At 73.2% G+C, this 17,044-nt stretch carries 16 protein-coding genes; 11 read left to right on the top strand and 5 right to left on the bottom strand.

Features of this window, described 5'->3' with window-relative positions:
• Window positions 1-29 precede the first annotated feature (29 nt).
• On the top strand, window positions 30-884 hold the full coding sequence (locus AC3ANM_RS00835; protein ID WP_488286247.1) for a LytR C-terminal domain-containing protein: 855 nt from the start codon (window positions 30-32) through the stop codon (window positions 882-884).
• 115 nt (window positions 885-999) lie between these two features.
• Here the strand turns inward: AC3ANM_RS00835 and AC3ANM_RS00830 are convergent, their stop codons facing one another.
• The gene (locus AC3ANM_RS00830; RefSeq protein WP_488286246.1) at window positions 1,000-1,773 is read right to left on the bottom strand and encodes a hypothetical protein; all 774 of its coding nucleotides are present in this window, start codon (window positions 1,771-1,773) and stop codon (window positions 1,000-1,002) included.
• A 306-nt stretch (window positions 1,774-2,079) separates the two neighbouring features.
• Here AC3ANM_RS00830 and AC3ANM_RS00825 point away from each other — a divergent pair, with 306 nt between their 5' ends.
• Together AC3ANM_RS00825 and AC3ANM_RS00820 are read left to right on the top strand one after the other, a co-directional pair.
• Window positions 2,080-3,720, top strand: a complete 1,641-nt coding sequence (locus AC3ANM_RS00825) for an alkaline phosphatase D family protein (protein ID WP_488286245.1) — start codon at window positions 2,080-2,082, stop codon at window positions 3,718-3,720.
• Between the two features lie 203 nt (window positions 3,721-3,923).
• Entirely contained in the window at window positions 3,924-4,166 is a 243-nt protein-coding gene (locus AC3ANM_RS00820) for a DUF2795 domain-containing protein (protein ID WP_488286244.1), read from the top strand.
• On the opposite strand, the gene add is transcribed toward AC3ANM_RS00820, so the two are convergent.
• On the bottom strand, window positions 4,163-5,212 hold the full coding sequence (gene add / locus AC3ANM_RS00815) for an adenosine deaminase (protein WP_488286243.1): 1,050 nt from the start codon (window positions 5,210-5,212) through the stop codon (window positions 4,163-4,165). The two genes, AC3ANM_RS00820 and add, sit on opposite strands and share 4 nt — an antisense overlap.
• Window positions 5,213-5,266: 54 nt before the next feature.
• On the opposite strand from add, the gene AC3ANM_RS00810 reads away from it, so the two are divergent.
• Together AC3ANM_RS00810 and AC3ANM_RS00805 are read left to right on the top strand one after the other, a co-directional pair.
• Window positions 5,267-6,283: an LLM class flavin-dependent oxidoreductase gene (locus tag AC3ANM_RS00810; protein ID WP_488286242.1), complete on the top strand. Its 1,017-nt coding sequence runs from the start codon at window positions 5,267-5,269 to the stop codon at window positions 6,281-6,283.
• A 102-nt stretch (window positions 6,284-6,385) separates the two neighbouring features.
• Window positions 6,386-6,688, top strand: a complete 303-nt coding sequence (locus tag AC3ANM_RS00805) for a Fe-S cluster assembly protein HesB (protein ID WP_488286241.1) — start codon at window positions 6,386-6,388, stop codon at window positions 6,686-6,688.
• A gap of 93 nt (window positions 6,689-6,781) precedes the next feature.
• Here the strand turns inward: AC3ANM_RS00805 and AC3ANM_RS00800 are convergent, their stop codons facing one another.
• The 3 genes from AC3ANM_RS00800 to AC3ANM_RS00790 all read right to left on the bottom strand — a co-directional run bounded on the left by AC3ANM_RS00800 (window position 6,782) and on the right by AC3ANM_RS00790 (window position 9,524).
• Window positions 6,782-7,246, bottom strand: coding sequence for a peroxiredoxin (locus AC3ANM_RS00800; protein WP_488286240.1), 465 nt, complete (start codon window positions 7,244-7,246; stop codon window positions 6,782-6,784).
• Between the two features lie 77 nt (window positions 7,247-7,323).
• The gene (locus AC3ANM_RS00795; RefSeq protein ID WP_488286239.1) at window positions 7,324-8,130 is read right to left on the bottom strand and encodes a DUF1295 domain-containing protein; all 807 of its coding nucleotides are present in this window, start codon (window positions 8,128-8,130) and stop codon (window positions 7,324-7,326) included.
• The gene (locus AC3ANM_RS00790; protein ID WP_488286238.1) at window positions 8,130-9,524 is read right to left on the bottom strand and encodes a class I SAM-dependent methyltransferase; all 1,395 of its coding nucleotides are present in this window, start codon (window positions 9,522-9,524) and stop codon (window positions 8,130-8,132) included. Before AC3ANM_RS00790 ends, AC3ANM_RS00795 begins: the two co-directional genes overlap by 1 nt.
• Window positions 9,525-9,783: 259 nt before the next feature.
• Here AC3ANM_RS00790 and AC3ANM_RS00785 point away from each other — a divergent pair, with 259 nt between their 5' ends.
• From AC3ANM_RS00785 to AC3ANM_RS00760, 6 genes are all read left to right on the top strand, one after another.
• Window positions 9,784-10,368, top strand: coding sequence for a DinB family protein (locus AC3ANM_RS00785; protein ID WP_488286237.1), 585 nt, complete (start codon window positions 9,784-9,786; stop codon window positions 10,366-10,368).
• Entirely contained in the window at window positions 10,365-10,829 is a 465-nt protein-coding gene (locus tag AC3ANM_RS00780; protein ID WP_488286236.1) for a TspO/MBR family protein, read from the top strand. The genes AC3ANM_RS00785 and AC3ANM_RS00780 overlap by 4 nt, the downstream gene beginning before the upstream one ends.
• 636 nt (window positions 10,830-11,465) lie before the next feature.
• Window positions 11,466-12,431, top strand: a complete 966-nt coding sequence (locus AC3ANM_RS00775) for a hypothetical protein (RefSeq protein ID WP_488286235.1) — start codon at window positions 11,466-11,468, stop codon at window positions 12,429-12,431.
• Window positions 12,432-12,642: 211 nt separating this feature from the next.
• On the top strand, window positions 12,643-14,313 hold the full coding sequence (locus AC3ANM_RS00770; RefSeq protein ID WP_488286234.1) for a GspE/PulE family protein: 1,671 nt from the start codon (window positions 12,643-12,645) through the stop codon (window positions 14,311-14,313).
• A 273-nt stretch (window positions 14,314-14,586) separates the two neighbouring features.
• Entirely contained in the window at window positions 14,587-15,723 is a 1,137-nt protein-coding gene (locus tag AC3ANM_RS00765; protein ID WP_488286233.1) for a type IV pilus twitching motility protein PilT, read from the top strand.
• Between the two features lie 6 nt (window positions 15,724-15,729).
• Window positions 15,730-16,959, top strand: coding sequence for a type II secretion system F family protein (locus tag AC3ANM_RS00760; RefSeq protein WP_488286232.1), 1,230 nt, complete (start codon window positions 15,730-15,732; stop codon window positions 16,957-16,959).
• Window positions 16,960-17,044: the final 85 nt, after the last annotated feature.

The raw sequence follows: 17,044 nt of genomic DNA, 5'->3' as shown, positions 1-17,044 counted from the left end.
GGCGCGGGCATGACGGCGGGAGGGTGACGGTGGCCGACCTCGAGGACTCCCCGCGCGCGATGCGCACGCGCCGGCTCAAGCGCCGGCACACCATCGTGCTGACGCTGGTGCTGACCATGATGATGGTCGCCTTCCTCTACGCCGCCACCTACTACACCGGCTGGGTGCGCCCCACGGCCGAGGCCGCCGGGGCGAACTGCCACCCGGTGAAGGTCCCCGCCCCCCGGCCCGCCAGCTTCCGGCTCAACGTCTACAACAACAGCGACAAGGTCGGTCTGGCCCGCACGACCTCCAAGGCCCTGGCCCGGCGCGGCTACCGGATCGGCACCGTCGCCAACGACCCCTCGCAGGCGCCGGTGCGGGCGCCGGCCGAGGTCCGCTTCGGTGACAAGGGCTACGACGCCGCGCTGATGGTGGCGGCGATGATCCCCGACACCCGGATGGTCCACGACCCGCGCGGGGACACCAGCGTCGACCTGGCCCTCGGCCCGGACTTCCGCGGGCTGACCAAGGCACCCCCGGCTCCGCTGCCCGCCCCCGACAAGGTGACCGTCAACGTCTTCAACACGACCTTCCGCACCGGCCTGGCCAAGTCCGCGGCCTCGGAGGTCGGGGCCCGCGGCTTCCACATCGGCAAGGTCGGGAACGACCCGAGCAAGGTCGTGCTCGACGTCGCCGAGATCCGCTACGGCGAGGACGGCGAGCCTGCGGCCCGTCTGCTCGCGCGCCAGGTCGCCGGCGCGACGCTCGTGCGCGACAACCGGGTCGGCGCCACCGTGGACCTCGCCCTGGGCAACCTGTTCACCGTCTTCGTCCCGCGCGCCGAGGCCGCCGTGCCGCCGACGCACACCCCGACCCCGATGGTGACGCGCCCCGGCTGCTGAGGAGCGTGCTGGACGGCGCTGGGCAACCGCGCCGGGCAACCGCGCCGGGCAACCGCGCCGGGCAACCGTGCTGGGCAACCCGTGCTGACCGCCCGCCCGCTGGGGCGCCCGCGGCTCAGAGGAGCCGGCCCGCGACCAGGGTCCGCGCCGCCTGCCGCCACGCCGGGCTCGAGCAGCTCGTGTAGTTGGTCCACCAGGCCCCCTGCACGATGGCCATGCAGTCGGCGGCCCGCTCGCGCGCGGTGGCGGCGGAGCCGCCGAAGACCGGCACCAGGGCGGCGTCGGCCCGCGCCGAGCTGCCGTAGAGCCAGATCACCAGGGCGTGGCTGTACTCGTGCACGACCACCGGGTAGAGGATCCCGGCCGGGACCCGCGGGGAGATGGTCACCTCGCGGGTGAAGAGGTTCGTCGCGCCGTAGTGGCCGTACCGGTCACTCCACACCCACTGGCTGACCACCCCGGAGCGGTAGCCCGGGATCCGGCCGACCGCGGCCCCCAACGCGGACGGCACCCCGACCGGTGCCACGGCACGCGGGGCCGTCGTGGCACCGGTCGTCGCCCGGGTGGTCGTCGGTCGCACGGTGGCCGGCCGTCGCGTCGGGACGGCGGCCGTGGTCCGGCGGGGCGTGGCGCGCGGCGAGCTCGTCACCGGCGTCGGCGACGGGCCGGTCGCCGAGGGGTGCGCCGTGGGCGTCACGGCGGGCGTCGCCGTGAGGGACATCGTGGGCGACAGCAGGGGAGAGGGGCCGACGGCGAGCTCGACCTGCCTGGACCGCGGGGTCGACGGACCGTCGCCGGCAGCCAGGGCGACGCCGCCGGCCGCGAGCGCGAGCACGCCGGTGGCGGCGACGATCCGCACCGTGCGGCGCGATGGTCGGGGACGGTGCATGGCGCCTCGCTCCGGTGGCGACCCTGGGGGCAGGTCGCCTCCCTGCCACGGTCGGCGCCGGCGGCGGGCGGCGGATCCCGCGTCGCGCGCAGCCGGCCTCCTGCCCGCGCCGACACCCGATGGCCGGTGACAGACAAGACCTTCGGGTGTATGGCGGGCGCGACCTCCGCCCAGCACCCCGGACAGCGGCGGCCCTCGCCCCGCTCCCGCCTGCCACCACCGCCCGCCACCACCGCGCGCACCACCCCTTCCGCCCGTCACACATCCGCCCGCGGCCGGGAGCCGCGGGGTGATACACCTGTCGCCATGAGCCGACTGCTGCTGGGACCGTTGCTGCGACACGTCGGCGAGGGGGACGCGACGATCTGGGTCGAGACCGACGGTCCCTGCACCGTGGAGGTCCTCGGCCACCGCGAGCGCACCTGGACGGTGGCCGGGCACCACTACGCCCTCGTGACCGTGGACGGCCTCACGCCCGGCACGACCACCGACTACCAGGTCGCCCTCGACGGTGAGGTGGTCTGGCCACCGGCCGACACGGCATACCCGCCCTCCCGCATCCGCACCCTGACCCGGGGCGGTGCCGTCAGCCTGGCGTTCGGCTCGTGCCGCTACGCCACGCCCGCCGCCGTCGAGGACGACAACCACTTCGACGCCGACGCGCTCGACGCGTTCGCGCGGCGGATGATGCGCACCCCCGAGACCGGCTGGCCGGACGCGCTGCTGCTCGTCGGCGACCAGGTCTACGCCGACGAGACGACCGAGGAGACGCAGCGCCGGATCCGGCAGCGCCGCGACGTCTCGCAGGAGCCCGGGCTCGAGGTGCGCGACTTCGAGGAGTACACGTGGCTCTACCACGAGTCGTGGTCGGACCCGCAGGTCCGCTGGCTGCTCTCGACCCTGCCGAGCTCGATGATCTTCGACGACCACGACGTGCGCGACGACTGGAACACCTCCGGCTCGTGGCGCCGGGAGATGCAGCAGACCTCGTGGTGGCAGGAGCGCATCGTCGGAGGCCTGTCGTCCTACTGGGTCTACCAGCACCTGGGCAACCTCTCCCCCGCCGCCCTGAAGGAGAACGAGCTCTACCAGCGGGTCCGGGACCTCGACGGCGACGCCGAGCCGCTGCTGCGCGAGTTCGCGACGGCAGCCGACAAGGAGGCCGACGGGCACAAGGGGGCGCAGTGGTCGTTCCGGCGGGACCTGGGGCAGGTGCGCCTGCTCGTCGTCGACTCCCGCTGCGGGCGCATGCTGGACGGTGAGGCCCGCTCGATGCTCTCCGAGGGCGAGATGGCCTGGATCGAGGAGCAGGTCGAGGGCGACTACGACCACCTGCTCATCGGCACCTCGCTGCCGTGGCTGCTGCCGCGGGCGCTGCACGACGTGGAATCCTGGGACGAGCGGCTGGCCAGCGGCGTCGAGGGCCGGCGCCTGGCCCGGTGGGGCGAGAAGGCCCGCCGGGGTGCCGACCTCGAGCACTGGGCCGCGTTCCGCGCCTCCTTCGACTGGCTGACCGAGCTGTTCGCCCGGGTCGGCCGCGGGGAGCACAGCCCCGCGGGTCGGGGGCCCGCCACCGTCTGCGTCCTGTCCGGGGACGTCCACCACGCCTACGCGGCGCGCGCCCACTACCCCTCCGACATGGACACCGCCGTCTACCAGCTGACCTGCTCGCCACTGCACAACTACGTGCCGTGGTTCATGAAGGTGGTCTTCCGCATCACGTGGTACCGCGTCACCGAGCGCGTTGTGCGCTTCCTGCTCAAGCGGGTCTCGCACGTCCCGCCGGTGCCGCTGGAGTGGTCCCGGCTGTGCGGACCGTTCTTCGGCGACCAGATCGCGACGCTGAGCATGGACGGTCGCAGCGCCCGGGTGCTGTTCGAGCAGGCCGGTCCCGACCCCGCCCGCCAGGGGGCGCTGACCGCCGTCAGCGTGCTCACCTTGTCCTGATTCGCCCGACTTCCCTCACCCGTTCGGCCGATGGTCGGGACCTTCGGCACTACGGCATCGTGTCCTCCGTTGGGAGGGTAGGCGCACCGCCCCAATACCACGCAGAGTGATCAGCCACGCCACCGGCACGCCGGAAAGGGTTGGGATGTCGCGAATGCGGGTACGACCGGGGCAACCGGATCGCACGGCGAAGGTGAGATGAGATGCTGCAGACCCAGCAGGGCACGTCGAGCACGCAGGAGCGCGAGGTCCTCTCGCAGATCCTCGCGGGCGTCCGCTACCCCGTGACTGCCGAGGACCTCATGGTCCTGGCCCTGCGCCGGAGGGTGCCGAGCGTGGTGCTGTGGCAGCTCAACCAGCTCCCCTACGACCGCCGCTTCTCCAGCGTCACGGACGTCGAGAGCTACCTCGACGTGGTGGCCACGCCCACTATCGGGCGCAACTAGCTGCCGGACCGACCGGGCACCTCGCCCACGTCCGTCCACGACGGGATCGACGCCAGCCAGGCGTCGATCCCGTCGTTCATGTGTGCCCTGACTGCCGCCGGCGCGAACGACGCCTCCACCCCGGCGCGCGCGAGGTCCGCGAGCGCCTCGTCGTCGTACGCCAGGGACGCACGCACCCGCGCATACTCCTCGCTGAGGGTGACCCCGAGCACCGAGGGGACGTCGGTGTTGAGCGTGACCCGCAACCCGGCCCGGACCAGCCGCGGGAGCGGGTGGTCGGCCAGGGAGGGCACGAAGCCGAGCGCCACGTTGGAGGACGGGCACACCTCCAGCGGGATCCCGCGGTCCCGCAGCTCGGCGGTCAGCTCGGGGTCCTCCAGCGCGCGGATGCCGTGCCCGAGCCGCTCGGCCCGCCCCAGGGTGACCGCCTCGCGGACGCTGTCCGGGCCGGCCGCCTCGCCGGCGTGGTGGACGAGGTGCAGCCCCGCCTCCGCCGCCTCGTCGACGACCCGCGCGAAGGGCGCCAGGGGGTAGGTCTCCTCACCCGCGACACCCCAGCCGAGCACGCCGCGGTCGCGGTGACGCAGAGCCAGGTCCAGGGTGCGCCGGGCCCGCTCGAGCGGCCGGCGCCGGGAGTGGTCCAGCAGCACCCCGGTGGTGACACCGTGGGCCGCCCCTCCCTCCCGCAGCCCCTCCAGCACGGCCTCCAGGGGCATGTCCGGGTCGCCGAGCCGCTCCCCGTGCGCTGCCGCCGTGAAGGTCACCTCCGCGTAGGTCGTGCCGTCGGCCGCCGCGTCCTCGCAGAACTCCCGGGCGATGCGGGTGAAGTCCTCCGGCCGGCGCAGGCAGGCGCGGATCAGGGCGTTCTGGTCGGCGAAGTCGCGGAAGCCGGTGAAGGTCGGGCCCGACCCCGTGCCGCTGCCGGCGAGGTGCCCGGGCACCGCCACCCCGTTCGCGTCGCCGACCTCGCGCAGCGTCTGCCAGCGCACGGTGCTCTCGAGGTGCACGTGCAGGTGAGCCTTGGGCAGGAGGGTCAGGTCACGCACCCGGGCAACCTACCCGCGGGAACATCGCGCGGCGGGGAGCGGTTGGCCTTGGGCGTGACCCTCCCGCTCTCCGTCCTGGACCTGTCCCCCGTCGCCTCCGGCCGTGCGCCGTCGCAGGCGCTGCACGAGACCGTGGCGCTGGCCCGCAGCACCGAGGCCGCCGGCTACGAGCGGTTCTGGGTCGCCGAGCACCACAACATCGCCAGCGTGACCAGCAGCGCGCCGGAGGTGATGATCGCGACGGTCGCGGCAGCCACCTCGCGGATCCGTGTCGGGGCCGGCGGGATCATGCTGCCCAACCACGCCCCGCTCAAGGTCGCCGAGACGTTCCGCGTGCTCGAGGGCCTGCACCCCGGGCGCATCGACCTCGGCGTCGGCCGGGCGCCGGGCACCGACCAGCTCACGGCGTACGCGCTGCGGCGCAGCCGCGAGGCGCTGGCCGCCAACGACTTCCCGCAGCAGTTCGGCGAGCTCCTCGGCTACGTCGACGGCTTCCCCGAGGGGCACCCGTTCGCGCCGATCGTCGCCCAGCCCACGGACGTGGCGCTCCCGCCGGTGTGGATCCTGGGCTCCAGCCTGTATGGGGCGCAGGCCGCGGCGGCGTACGGCACCGGCTTCGCCTATGCGGGCCACTTCGGTGAGGCCGACCCCGCGGAGGCGGTGCGGCTGTACCGCGAGGGGTTCCGCCCGTCGGGGCGCGACGGTGAACCGAGCGGGCCGCGGGCGATCCTGGCGGTGGCGGCCATCGTGGCCGACACCCAGCAGGAGGCCGAGGCTCTCGGCCAGGCCGCGGCGCTGTCGATGGTGCGGCTGCGCCAGGGCCGGCCCGGCCCGCTGCCCTCGCCGCAGGAGGCCGCGGCGCACCCGTGGACCGAGGCCGAGCGGGGCATGGCGCAGGCGTTCTCCCGGTTCGCCACCGTGGGCACCCCCGAGCAGGTCTGGGACGCGCTGCAGCGGCGGGCCAAGGAGGCCGACGCCGACGAGCTGATGGTCACGACGAACGTGCACGACCCGGCCGCCCGGCGGCGGTCCTACGACCTGCTCGCGCAGGTCGCGGGCCTGCGTGACTGAGAGCGAGCCCACGCCGGCACGCCCTCCGCCCGATTTGTGTCGATCCGGCATCTACGAAACGGTGGAGTGGTCCCCGATCGCTACGGAACGGAGAGAGAGCTCGTGCTCACCCTCACCGAGAACGCCAGCACCATCGTCAAGGCCATCACCGACCAGACCAGCTCCGCCGACACCGCGGGCCTGCGCTTCAGCCCCAACGTCGCCGGTGGCGAGGGTCTCGACGTCGCGCCCGTCGAGGAGCCCCAGCCGGGTGACCAGGTCGTCGAGGAGGGCGGCGCGCGCATCTACCTCGAGGAGACCGCAGCCGTGGCCCTCGGCGAGCAGGTGCTCGACGCGGCGGTCGACGACACCGGCACCGTGCAGTTCAGCATCGCCCCGCAGGGCGGCGCCTCGGTCGTCGGCTGACGACCCCCCGGACACGCGCGAAGGGCGCCCCACCGGTCGGTGGGGCGCCCTTCGTCGTCCCAGGCATCCGGGCACTCCCCCGGGCACGTGGGGTCAGCGGTGCTGCAGGGCCTTCAGGGCCGCCAGCGCCGTGTCGGCGTGCGTGGTGAAGTTGGTCTCGCTGCTGACCACCTCACGGACCGTGCGGTCGGTGTCGATGACGAACGTCGCGCGCTTGACGTAGGAGATCAGCCTGCGCTTGACGCCGAACCCGGCCGCCACCGTGCCGTCCGGGTCGGACAGCAGCGGGTAGTCGAAGCCGTGGGTGTCGGCGAACTTCTTCTGCGCCGACACCTCGTCACGGCTGATGCCGACCCGCTGGCCGCCGGCCGCGGCGAACTCCGCCGCGAGGTCACGGAAGTGGCAGCTCTCCTGGGTGCAGCCGCCGGTCATGGCGGCGGGGTAGAAGAACAGCACCACGGGCCCGTCGAGCAGCAGGGTGCTCAGCCGGGTGGGGGTGCCGTCCTGGTCGGGCAGCTCGAAGTCGGGGGCCTGCTCGCCCACGGTCAGGGTCTTCATGCTCGGGCCTTCCTCTCATACAGGTGCACGTGCTGGTCGGTGTCGTCGTTCACACGGCGCCGTTCAGACGGTGCCGTTCACACGGTGCCCTTCCTCGGCGGCAGCGGGAGGAACCCGCTGGTGCGCCTCACGTAGTCCACGTAGCCGGGTCGGCGCGAGGACATGTCCTTCTCCAGCAAAGGCTTGCCGGTGCCCTTCGCCAGCAGCCACGTCATCACCACCGGCGAGAGCACGGTGAGGATGCCCGGCCAGGCACTGAACGCGACCAGGGACAGACCCCACCACACGCACGCGTCGCCGAAGTAGTTGGGGTGGCGGGTGTAGCGCCACAGGCCGGTGTCGAGGACCTGGCCCTTGCTGACCGGGTCGGCGCGGAACCGGGTCAGCTGCCAGTCGCCGACCGCCTCGAAGAACAGCCCCACGGCCCACACCAGGACGCCGGCCCAGGCCATGGGCCCCAGCGCCGCCGGCTCGAAGCAGGCCACCTGCACCGGCAGCGAGACGAACCACATCACCGCGCCCTGGGTCAGGTAGACCTTGCGCACCGCGAACCACGTGGGGTTGCCCGGCGCCTCGGCGAGCATCGCGGCATACCGGGGGTCCTCCCCGTGGCCCCGCGAGCGGCGGCCGATGTGCACAGCCAGCCGCACGCCCCACACGACGGTGAGGAGGGTGACCAGCAGGCGACGCCCCGCGTCGCCCTCACCCGCGGAGAGCGCGTATGCCGTGACGGCCACCGCGGCGAAGCCCAGGCCCCACGTCACGTCCACGACGGCGTGCTTGCCGACCCGCAGCGCCACCACGAGGGTGATCCCGAGCAGGACCCCCACCGCGAGCACGGTGAACGGCAGGGCGGCGGCGAACGCCCCCCACGGGAAGGGCATCACCAGGCCCGGACCGGCGGCATCGCGCTCACGCCGTCGGTGGTGGGCTTGACGGCGAGGACCTGGTCGACGCCCATGCGGTTCTCCTCGAAGGACAGGGCGCTGCCGACCATGTAGAGGCGCCACACGCGGGCGACCTCCTCGCCGACCATCGCGACGACGTCCTCCCAGCGCCGCTCGAGCGTGACGTACCAGGCGTGGATGGTGCGCACGTAGTGCTCGCGCAGGACGTGCACGTCGCGGACCTCGAGGCCGGACTGTTCCATCAGGGCGACGGTCTCCCCGACCGGGCGCATCCACATGTCGGGGGCGATGAACGCCTCGATGAACGGCCCGCCGCCGGGGTGGTGGCCCTTGCGTGACATCTGCTGGATGAGGACCCGGCCGCCGGGCTTGAGCCTGGCGTGGATCCGCTCGACGAACAGCGGGTAGTTGTCCCTGCCGACGTGCTCGCCCATCTCGATCGAGGTCACGGCGTCGAAGCCGGTCTCGGGCACGTCGCGGTAGTCCTGGTAGCGGACCTCGACCCGGTCGCCCAGGCCGCGCTCGTCGACCCGCGCCTGGACGAACGCCCGCTGCTCGGCCGACAGGGTCACCGCCGTGACGCTCACGCCGAAGTGCTCCGCGGCGTACAGGGTGAGCGAGCCCCAGCCGCAGCCGATGTCGAGCATCCGCATGCCCTCGCGCAGGCCGAGCTTGCGGCAGACGAGGTCGAGCTTGTCGCGCTGGGCGTCCTCGACGGTGTAGTCGGGGTCGTCGCTGGTCCAGTAGCCGCACGAGTAGGCCATGTGCGGGTCGAGGATCAGGGCGTAGAAGTCGTTGGACAGGTCGTAGTGGTGGGCGATGACCTGCCGGTCGCGGCCGAGGCTGTGCAACCGTCCGCGCAGGCGCGCCTGGGAGGCCGGCGGCACCGGCGGGCGGCCGATCGCGCCAAGGTCTGCGGCGGCGCGCAGGGCCTGGAGCAACTGGGCGGCGCTGGGGCGGGGCCGCACGCTGCGCTCCCGCGCGGTGCGCCACACGCGACGGAAGCCGTCCAGGACGTCGCCCTCGACGTCGATCTCGCCGGTGACGTAGGCCTGCGACAGGCCGAGCTCGCCCGGCTGGAACACCAGGCGCCGCAACGCATCCGGGGAGGAGACGGTGATCACCGGGGCGTCCGCGGGGCCGTGCTCGGACCCGTCCCAGGCGCGCAGGCGCAGCGGGAGCTCGCCGCCGAACAGGGGCTCCACGAGGCGGCCCAGCCGGGCGGCGATGCTGCCTCCTGATGCCTGGGCTCCCCCTGCCCGCTCATCCCCTGCCCGCTCATCCCCTGCCCACTCATCCCCTGCCCACTCATCCTCTGCCCGCCGGCCGCCTGCCTGCTGGTCCTCGCGGCTCTCGGTCGTCGCGGTCACGGACTGCCTCCCTGCTCGGTCGCCGTCGTCAGGGACGTCCCCTGCCGACCCGCCGTCACCCTGCCCGCGCGCGCCGCCCGTGACGGCGTGACGGCGCGACGGCAGGTGCTGCCGACGGCACGGGAGCCGTTCGGAGCCGCCCTCCGGGCGGATTGGCCGGTATGCCGTGCCGGTCGCGGCCCCTCCCCGTGGTGGCTGTCGGTGGATGGTGCCAGCATCGAAGACGTCACGAGCTGTCCGTCAACCGATGAGGTGCGCCATGCCGGGGACCGTCCGACCCATCACCGACGAGCGGGACGGCCTGCTGGCCTACCTCGCCCAGATGCGCTACGTCCTGCGCCTGACGGCCTACGGGCTGACCGACGAGCAGGCCCGCGCGACACCGACCGCCAGCGCCCTCAGCGTCGGCGGCCTCATCAAGCACGTCGCGATGGCCGAGCGCGTCTGGACCGAGCGGGTGCGCGAGGTCCCGCAGACGTACTCACGGGAGGACTACTTCGCCCACTTCCACCTGGCCGAGGGCGAGACGCTCCAGGACGTCCTCGACCTGCTCGACGAGGTCGCCGCCGAGACGGAGGCCGCCATCGCCGAGGTCGAGGACCTCGGTCAGCCCGTGCCGGTGCCGCGGGACTCACCGTGGTTCCCCCAGGACGTGGAGGCGTGGTCGGTGCGCTGGGTGCTGCTGCACCTGGTCCAGGAGATCGCCCGGCACACCGGGCACGCCGACATCGTCCGCGAGTCGATCGACGGCGCCACCGCGTTCCCGCTCATGGCCGCCGCCGAGGGCTGGCCGGAGACGCCGTGGATGAGACCGTGGGCTCCCCGGGTGGAGGCGCGGCGATGAGGCGCACGCTGCTCGCCACGTCCCTGGCGTCGGCGGCCACCGCCCTCGTCGGGGGCCTGGGCACCGACCCGCAGTCCCGGTGGTACCGCTCGCTGGCCAAGCCGCCGTGGCAGCCACCGCCGCTGGCCTTCCCCCTGGTGTGGACCCCGCTCTACGGCCTGATCGCCTGGGGGTCGGCGCGGATGCTCGACGCCGAGCCCGACCCGGCCCGACGCCGCCGGCTGGCCGGGCTGCTGGCGGCCGACCTGGTCGCGAACGCCGGGTGGTGCTGGGTCTTCTTCAAGGGCAAGGCTCCCGGCAAGGGGGTCGTCGCCATCGCCGCCCTCGACGTGCTCAACGTGGCCCTCGTCGACCAGGCACGACGGCGTGACGCCCCGGCGGCGCGAGCGCTGGCTCCCTACGCGGCGTGGGGCCTGTTCGCGACCGCCCTCAACGCCGACATCTGGCGCCGCAACCGGTGACCCCCTCCCCGCACGGGCTGTGGCTTGGGTCCCTGTGCAGGGTGGCGCTTGGGTCCCTGCGCAAGCTTTGCCTGGGCCCGTTATCTGAGGCGACCACCGTCACGGTGACCTAGTGCCCCGCCGGTGCTGGCCGGCCGGAACGACGATTGAGGTATGGACACGCGCACCGGTGATCCCCGCGAGGGTCAGGACGCCCACGAACCCCAGCAGCCTGTCGTGACCGTTGCTCCGAGCCCCAGCCCTGGCTCCGGCACGACCTCCGGCACGAGCTCCGCCTCGTGCTCCGACACGAGCTCCGCCTCGGGCTCAGGTTCAACCCTGAGCACCGCTCCGCCCATCGCACCACCCTCACCCTCACCCTCACCCTCACCCTCATCTTCACCCGTGGAGATGGGCGCCCTGGTCGACCGCTGGGTCGCGGAGGGGCTGGTCTCCCCCGCGCAGGCCGCGTGGATGCGGGCCGACCTCGCGGCACCGACGGCCCTCCCCCACCCAGCAGCGCCCCGTGCCCCTGCGCCCGATACCCCAGCGCGCCCGGCCCCCGCTGCCCCCGCTGCCACTGCCCCCTCGGGCACGGCGGTTGCCCCGCCCGGACCCGAGGGACGTACACGCACCACGGCAGCGGCTGCCGGCCCGATGCCACCAGAGCCGGGACGCTCCTCGCTGGTCACCGAGGCGTTGGGCTACCTCGGCGGCGTCATCATCCTCGTGGCAGCGGGGCTCGTCGCGGCCCGCTTCTGGAACGACCTGCCCACCACCGGGAGGCTCGCCCTTGTCGCGGCGGCGGCAGCGCTGCTCCTGACCGGCGGAGCGCTCGTCCCAGCCAGCCTGGGTGACACCGGTCGTCGGCTGCGGGCCGTCCTGTGGCTGGCGGCGACGGTCGCTGTCGCCGGCTTCATGTCGCTGTTCGGGAGCGAGACGCTGGGGTGGACCAACAGCAACCTCGCCCTCTTCGTCGCCGCCACGACCACCGTGGCCGCGGTGGCCCTGTGGTACGCGCACCACCACCCGCTGCAGCACGCCGCGACCTTCGCCGGGGTGATGGGCACGGTCGCGGCCGCGGCATCCCTGTTGCCCATGGCCAGCGAAGGAGGCGCCGGGCTGGCGACGTGGGGCGCGGCCGCCATCTGGGCCGTGCTGTCGTGGGGCGGCGTGCTCCCCTGGGTCGGCGAGCCGGGCACGCCCAACCTGGGCGTGATGCTGGGCTCGTTCGGGGCGATCGTCGGCTCGATGACGACCATGCAGTCCAACTGGGGCACGGTGCTCAGCCTCGTCACGGTCGGGGCCATCGTGCTCGCCGCCGTGCTCTCGCGCAGCCTGCCGTTGCTCGCCCTGGGCAGCCTGGCCGCCCTGCAGACACTGCCCGCGGCGATGGTGCGCTGGTTCGGCGGCTCCCTCGGCGCAGCGTTGGGACTGCTCCTCGTCGGCGTGCTCCTCGTCGGGGCTGCCATCAGCACCGCCCGGCGCCGACGGGCGCAGCCGTTGCCCGCTGCCGCGCCCGGGATGGCCGCACGCTTCCCGTGGCCTGATCGCACCGTGGCCCTGGTCACCTCGGCCGTCGTGGCCGCCAGCACGACCCTGGCGGTGCTGACCCTCGGCTGAGCGCGCGCTCGCGCGAACGTCGGGCTCACCGCAGCCCGACGTTCGCGCTGTGCGACGGGCGCGCTGTGCGACGTGCGACGCGGGCGCCGGGTAAGGCGCCGGTCAACTCGACCACACCGGCCACGGCCCGCCCGTATCGTCCCGAGCACGCCGGTCGACGCCGGCGCCACGCCGGTCCTGCGCCGGCGCCTCGGCGGGCGGGAGCACCCTCATGGATCAGGCAGTCCACACCGTCCTCAACGCGCTGCGCGACCGCGGGCTGAGCGAGGACTCCCTCGCCCGCGCGATGCGCGAGGCCGACGAGAGCGGCCAGCCGGTCACCACGGTGCTGGTCGAGGAGCGGCTGATCACCGAGTTCGAGCTGGCCTCCGCCGTCGCCGACGCCTACGGCGTGGACGCGGTCGAGCTGGCCGGCTTCCCGGTGGACCACGCCGCCATGAGCCGGGTTCCACTGGCGCTGGCCCGCCGACACCAGATGCTGCCGATCGCCGCGACCGACACGACGGTCACCGTCGCGGTCCTCGACCCCGGTGACGTCATCGGGCTGGACGACGTCCGCGCCGCGACCGGCCTGGCCGTGCGGGCCGTCGTGGCGACCCCCGAGGAGCTGGGGCGGCTGCTGGACCGCTACTCGCGCCAGAGCACCGACCTCAACGAGGCCGCCGCCCAGATCGCCGCCGACGAGTCCCACGGCACCGAGCAGCTGACCGCGACGAACGAGGACGCGCCCGTCGTCCGCTACGTCAGCGCCCTGCTCCAGCGGGCGATCACCAGCCGGGCCTCCGACATCCACCTCGAGCCGAGCGAGCACGACGTTCGGGTGCGGCTGCGCATCGACGGCGTGCTGCACGAGATCGACTCGGTGCCGCGCGGCGTCCAGGCTGCCCTGACCTCCCGGCTGAAGATCATGTCCGGCCTGGACATCACGGAGCGGCGGGTCCCCCAGAACGGCCGGCTCACGGTGGACGTCGGCGGCCGCAGCATCGACCTGCGCTCCGCCACCCTGCCCACCGTCTGGGGGGAGAAGATCGTGCTCCGGGTCCTGGACACCGGCGGCGTCGACCTGGACCTGCGCAAGCTCGGCTTCAGTCCGCTCAACTACGACCGCTTCTCGGCCAGCTTCCGCAAGCCGCACGGGATGGTGCTGGTCACCGGCCCGACCGGTTCGGGCAAGTCCACGACGCTCTACGCCACGCTGACCGAGATCGCCCGACCCGAGATCAACGTGATCACCGTCGAGGACCCGGTGGAGTACCGCATCGACGGGATCAACCAGGTGCAGGTCAACGCCAAGGCCGGGCTGACCTTCGCGGCCGTCCTGCCGGCGATCCTGCGCTCCGACCCCGACATCGTCCTCGTCGGCGAGATCCGCGACAGCACCACCGCGCAGCTCGCGATCGAGGCCGCCCTCACCGGACACCTGGTGCTCTCCACCCTGCACACCAACGACGCGCCGAGCTCGATGACCCGTCTGGTCGAGATGGGCATCGAGCCCTTCCTCGTCGGCTCCTCACTGGACGCCGTGCTGGCCCAGCGCCTGGCCCGCCGGCTGTGCGAGTGGTGCCGCACGGCATACGAGCCGGAGGAGGCCGAGCTGGTCGCGGCGCGCTGGCCGCTGGAGCGGCTGCCGCGCCCCGCGCAGCTGTGGCGCGCGACCGGCTGCCGCTCGTGCGCGAACACCGGGTATCGCGGACGGCTGTCGGTCAACGAGGTGATGCCGGTCAGCGAGGAGATCGAGCGGCTGACCGTCGCCAACGCCCCGGCCACCGAGATCGCGCGGGCGGCCCTCGCCGAGGGCATGGTGACCCTGCGCGACGACGGCCTGGAGAAGGCGGCTGCCGGGCTGACCACCCTCGAGGAGGTCCTGCGGGTCACCGTCTGACCGGCGGGAAGCCTGTGGCCCCAGGCTCCCCGGCTCGTTGCCCGCCGCGTTGCCTTGTCCCGATGCCCGACCCGTTGCCTGTCCGGTTGCCCGACCCACAGACCGGGACTTTGACCGGGATGCCCGGTATGCCGGGACTCACCCGGGCCCACAGGTCACCGCTTGGGCTGGAGAAGGTCAGCGGTTGGCCAAGACGGCCTGCGGCCGCCGGCGTGGCCGTCACCCTGACGCCAGAGACCCTCCGCGCCCTGCGCCCTGCCCCGAGGAGCAACCATGAGCGCCCTCGACGACCTGCTCCACCCGGCCCCCGCGGCCCCCGACCCGGCGTTCGCCACGACGACCCGGGTCCGCGACGAGCTGGATGCGCTGCTGATCGACACCGTCCAGGTCGGCGGCTCCGACCTGCACCTGACCGTCGGCGCCGCCCCCAGCATCCGGGTGCACGGCGCCCTCGCACCGGCGCCGGGACGCGACCCGCTCACCGCAGCCGACACCGAGCGCCTCGTGCGCTCGTTGCTGGATGACGAGGCGTGGCAACGGTTCCTGCGCGACAACGAGCTGGACACGGCCTACGAGATCCCGGGCGTGAGCCGCTTCCGCGTCAACGTCTACCGCCAGCGCGGCGCCATCGGCTCGGTGATGCGCGCCATCCCGCACCACATCCGGTCGCTGACCGACCTCGGCGTGCCGCACGCCGTGGAGTCCCTGGCCGGGCTGCCACGTGGGCTGGTCCTGGTCACCGGGCCCACCGGCTCGGGCAAGTCCACGACGCTGGCCAGCCTGCTCGACGTCGCCAACAGCACCCGTGACGGCCACATCGTCACCATCGAGGACCCGATCGAGTACGTCCACGAGCACAAGCGCTGCCTGGTCAACCAGCGCGAGGTCGGCGCGGACACCGAGGACTTCGCCACGGCGCTCAAGCACGTCCTGCGCCAGGACCCCGACATCATCCTCGTCGGCGAGCTGCGTGACCTCGAGACGACGGCGGTGGCGATCACCGCGGCCGAGACCGGCCACCTCGTCCTGGCCACCCTCCACACGCAGTCAGCGGCGCAGACGATCGACCGGGTCATCGACATCTACCCGCCGCACCAGCAGCAGCAGATCCGCGCGCAGCTGGCCAACTGCCTCCAGGCCGTGGTGACCCAGGCGCTCGCGCCGACCCGCGACGGCCACGGCCGCACCGTGGTCTGTGAGGTCATGCTCGCGACCCCGGCCATCCGCAACCTCATCCGCGAGGGCAAGGTCCACCAGATCCCGTCGTTCCTGCAGTCCTCAGGCGACCTGGGCATGATCAGCTTCGACCAGCACCTCGCCCAGCGGCACCGCGAACGCCTGATCAGCTACAGCACCGGCCTCGAGCTGTGCCACGACGAGGCCGAGTTCCAGCGGCTGGCGCGGGGCTGAGCGGCCGTGCCGACGAAGACGTTCACCTACCAGGCGCTGGACTCCACGGGCGCGCTGCACAAGGGCAAGCTCCAGGCCGAGTCCGAGTCGGCGGTCACCCACACCCTGACCGAGCAACGCCTCGTGCCGCTGGAGGTCGCGCAGGCCGGCACCGGCCTGCAACGGGAGCTGCAGATCCCGGGCCTCGCCGGCCGGACGAACCTGCGCGACCTCGCCGTCTTCGCGCGGCAGTTCGCGTCGATGAGCACCTCGGGACTGTCGCTGATGCGTGCCCTGGGCATCCTCGAGGAGCAGACCGCCAAACCCAAGCTGCAGAAGACGATCACCCAGGTGCGCTCCGACGTGCAGGGCGGCATGACCCTGTCGGCGGCGATGGGACGGCACCCTGACCAGTTCCCGCCGTTGATGGTCAACATGATTCGCGCCGGCGAGGCTGGCGGCTTCCTCGACGACGCCCTCGAGCGCGTGGCCAAGATGTATGAAGCCGACGCCAACCTGCGCGCCAAGATCAAGGGCGCCATGACCTATCCCGTCATCGTGCTGCTCTTCTCGCTGCTGATGGGCGCGGGCGTCATCATCTTCATCGTCCCCATCTTCGAGAAGATGTTCGCCCAGCTCGGCGGCGAGCTCCCGTTGCCCACCAAGGTGATGGTCGTCCTCTCGCACGCCATGCCGTGGGCGGGCCCGCTCACCATCGCCGTGGTCCTCCTGGGCACGCGGACGTATCGCGCGCGCCTGCGTTCCAGCCCAGCCTTCCGGCTGCGCATGGACCGGCTCAAGCTGCGCGTGCCGGTGTTCGGCAAGCTCCTGACCAAGCTCGCGATCAGCCGCTGGGCGCGCAACCTCGGGACGCTGCTCGGCGTCGGAGTGCCGGTGCTCCAGGCCCTCGAGGTGGTCGGCGGCACGGCCGGCAACGCGGTCATCGCCGAGGCCATGGACGACGTGCGGGCCGCCGTCCGGGCCGGACTGCAGATGTCGGGCCCGCTGGGCCGGCACCCGCTCTTCCCCCCGATGGTGGTGCAGATGCTCGAGGTCGGTGAGGAGACAGGCCAGATCACCGAGATGCTGGACAAGCTGGCCGACTTCTACGACCACGAGGTCGAGACGGCCACGGAGTCGCTCACGTCGGCCCTGGAGCCGGTCCTGGTGGTCCTGCTGGGCACCGTGATCGGCACGATGGTGATCTGCCTGTACCTGCCGATGTTCAGCATCTACCAGCACATCCAGTCCAACTGACGGCATCTGCCCGGCCGCGTTCCCCACGGGCTGCGCGGAGGCGCCGCGGCGTTGGCGGGCTCAGGGGCAATTCGGGCAGATGCGG

The organism is Oryzihumus sp. JJN4-3R, assembly GCF_057747915.1.
This window is presented reverse-complemented; position numbering and strand designations above follow the sequence as displayed.

Coding starts and splice junctions, on each gene's coding strand:
- AC3ANM_RS00775 (WP_488286235.1), top strand. CDS start 11,466: ATGCCACCAGAGCCGGGACGCTCCTCGCTGGTCACCGAGGCGTTGGGC.
- AC3ANM_RS00780 (WP_488286236.1), top strand. CDS start 10,365: ATGAGGCGCACGCTGCTCGCCACGTCCCTGGCGTCGGCGGCCACCGCC.
- AC3ANM_RS00830 (WP_488286246.1), bottom strand. CDS start 1,773: ATGCACCGTCCCCGACCATCGCGCCGCACGGTGCGGATCGTCGCCGCC.
- AC3ANM_RS00765 (WP_488286233.1), top strand. CDS start 14,587: ATGAGCGCCCTCGACGACCTGCTCCACCCGGCCCCCGCGGCCCCCGAC.
- AC3ANM_RS00800 (WP_488286240.1), bottom strand. CDS start 7,246: ATGAAGACCCTGACCGTGGGCGAGCAGGCCCCCGACTTCGAGCTGCCC.
- AC3ANM_RS00795 (WP_488286239.1), bottom strand. CDS start 8,130: ATGCCCTTCCCGTGGGGGGCGTTCGCCGCCGCCCTGCCGTTCACCGTG.
- AC3ANM_RS00770 (WP_488286234.1), top strand. CDS start 12,643: ATGGATCAGGCAGTCCACACCGTCCTCAACGCGCTGCGCGACCGCGGG.
- AC3ANM_RS00820 (WP_488286244.1), top strand. CDS start 3,924: ATGCTGCAGACCCAGCAGGGCACGTCGAGCACGCAGGAGCGCGAGGTC.
- AC3ANM_RS00785 (WP_488286237.1), top strand. CDS start 9,784: ATGCCGGGGACCGTCCGACCCATCACCGACGAGCGGGACGGCCTGCTG.
- AC3ANM_RS00825 (WP_488286245.1), top strand. CDS start 2,080: ATGAGCCGACTGCTGCTGGGACCGTTGCTGCGACACGTCGGCGAGGGG.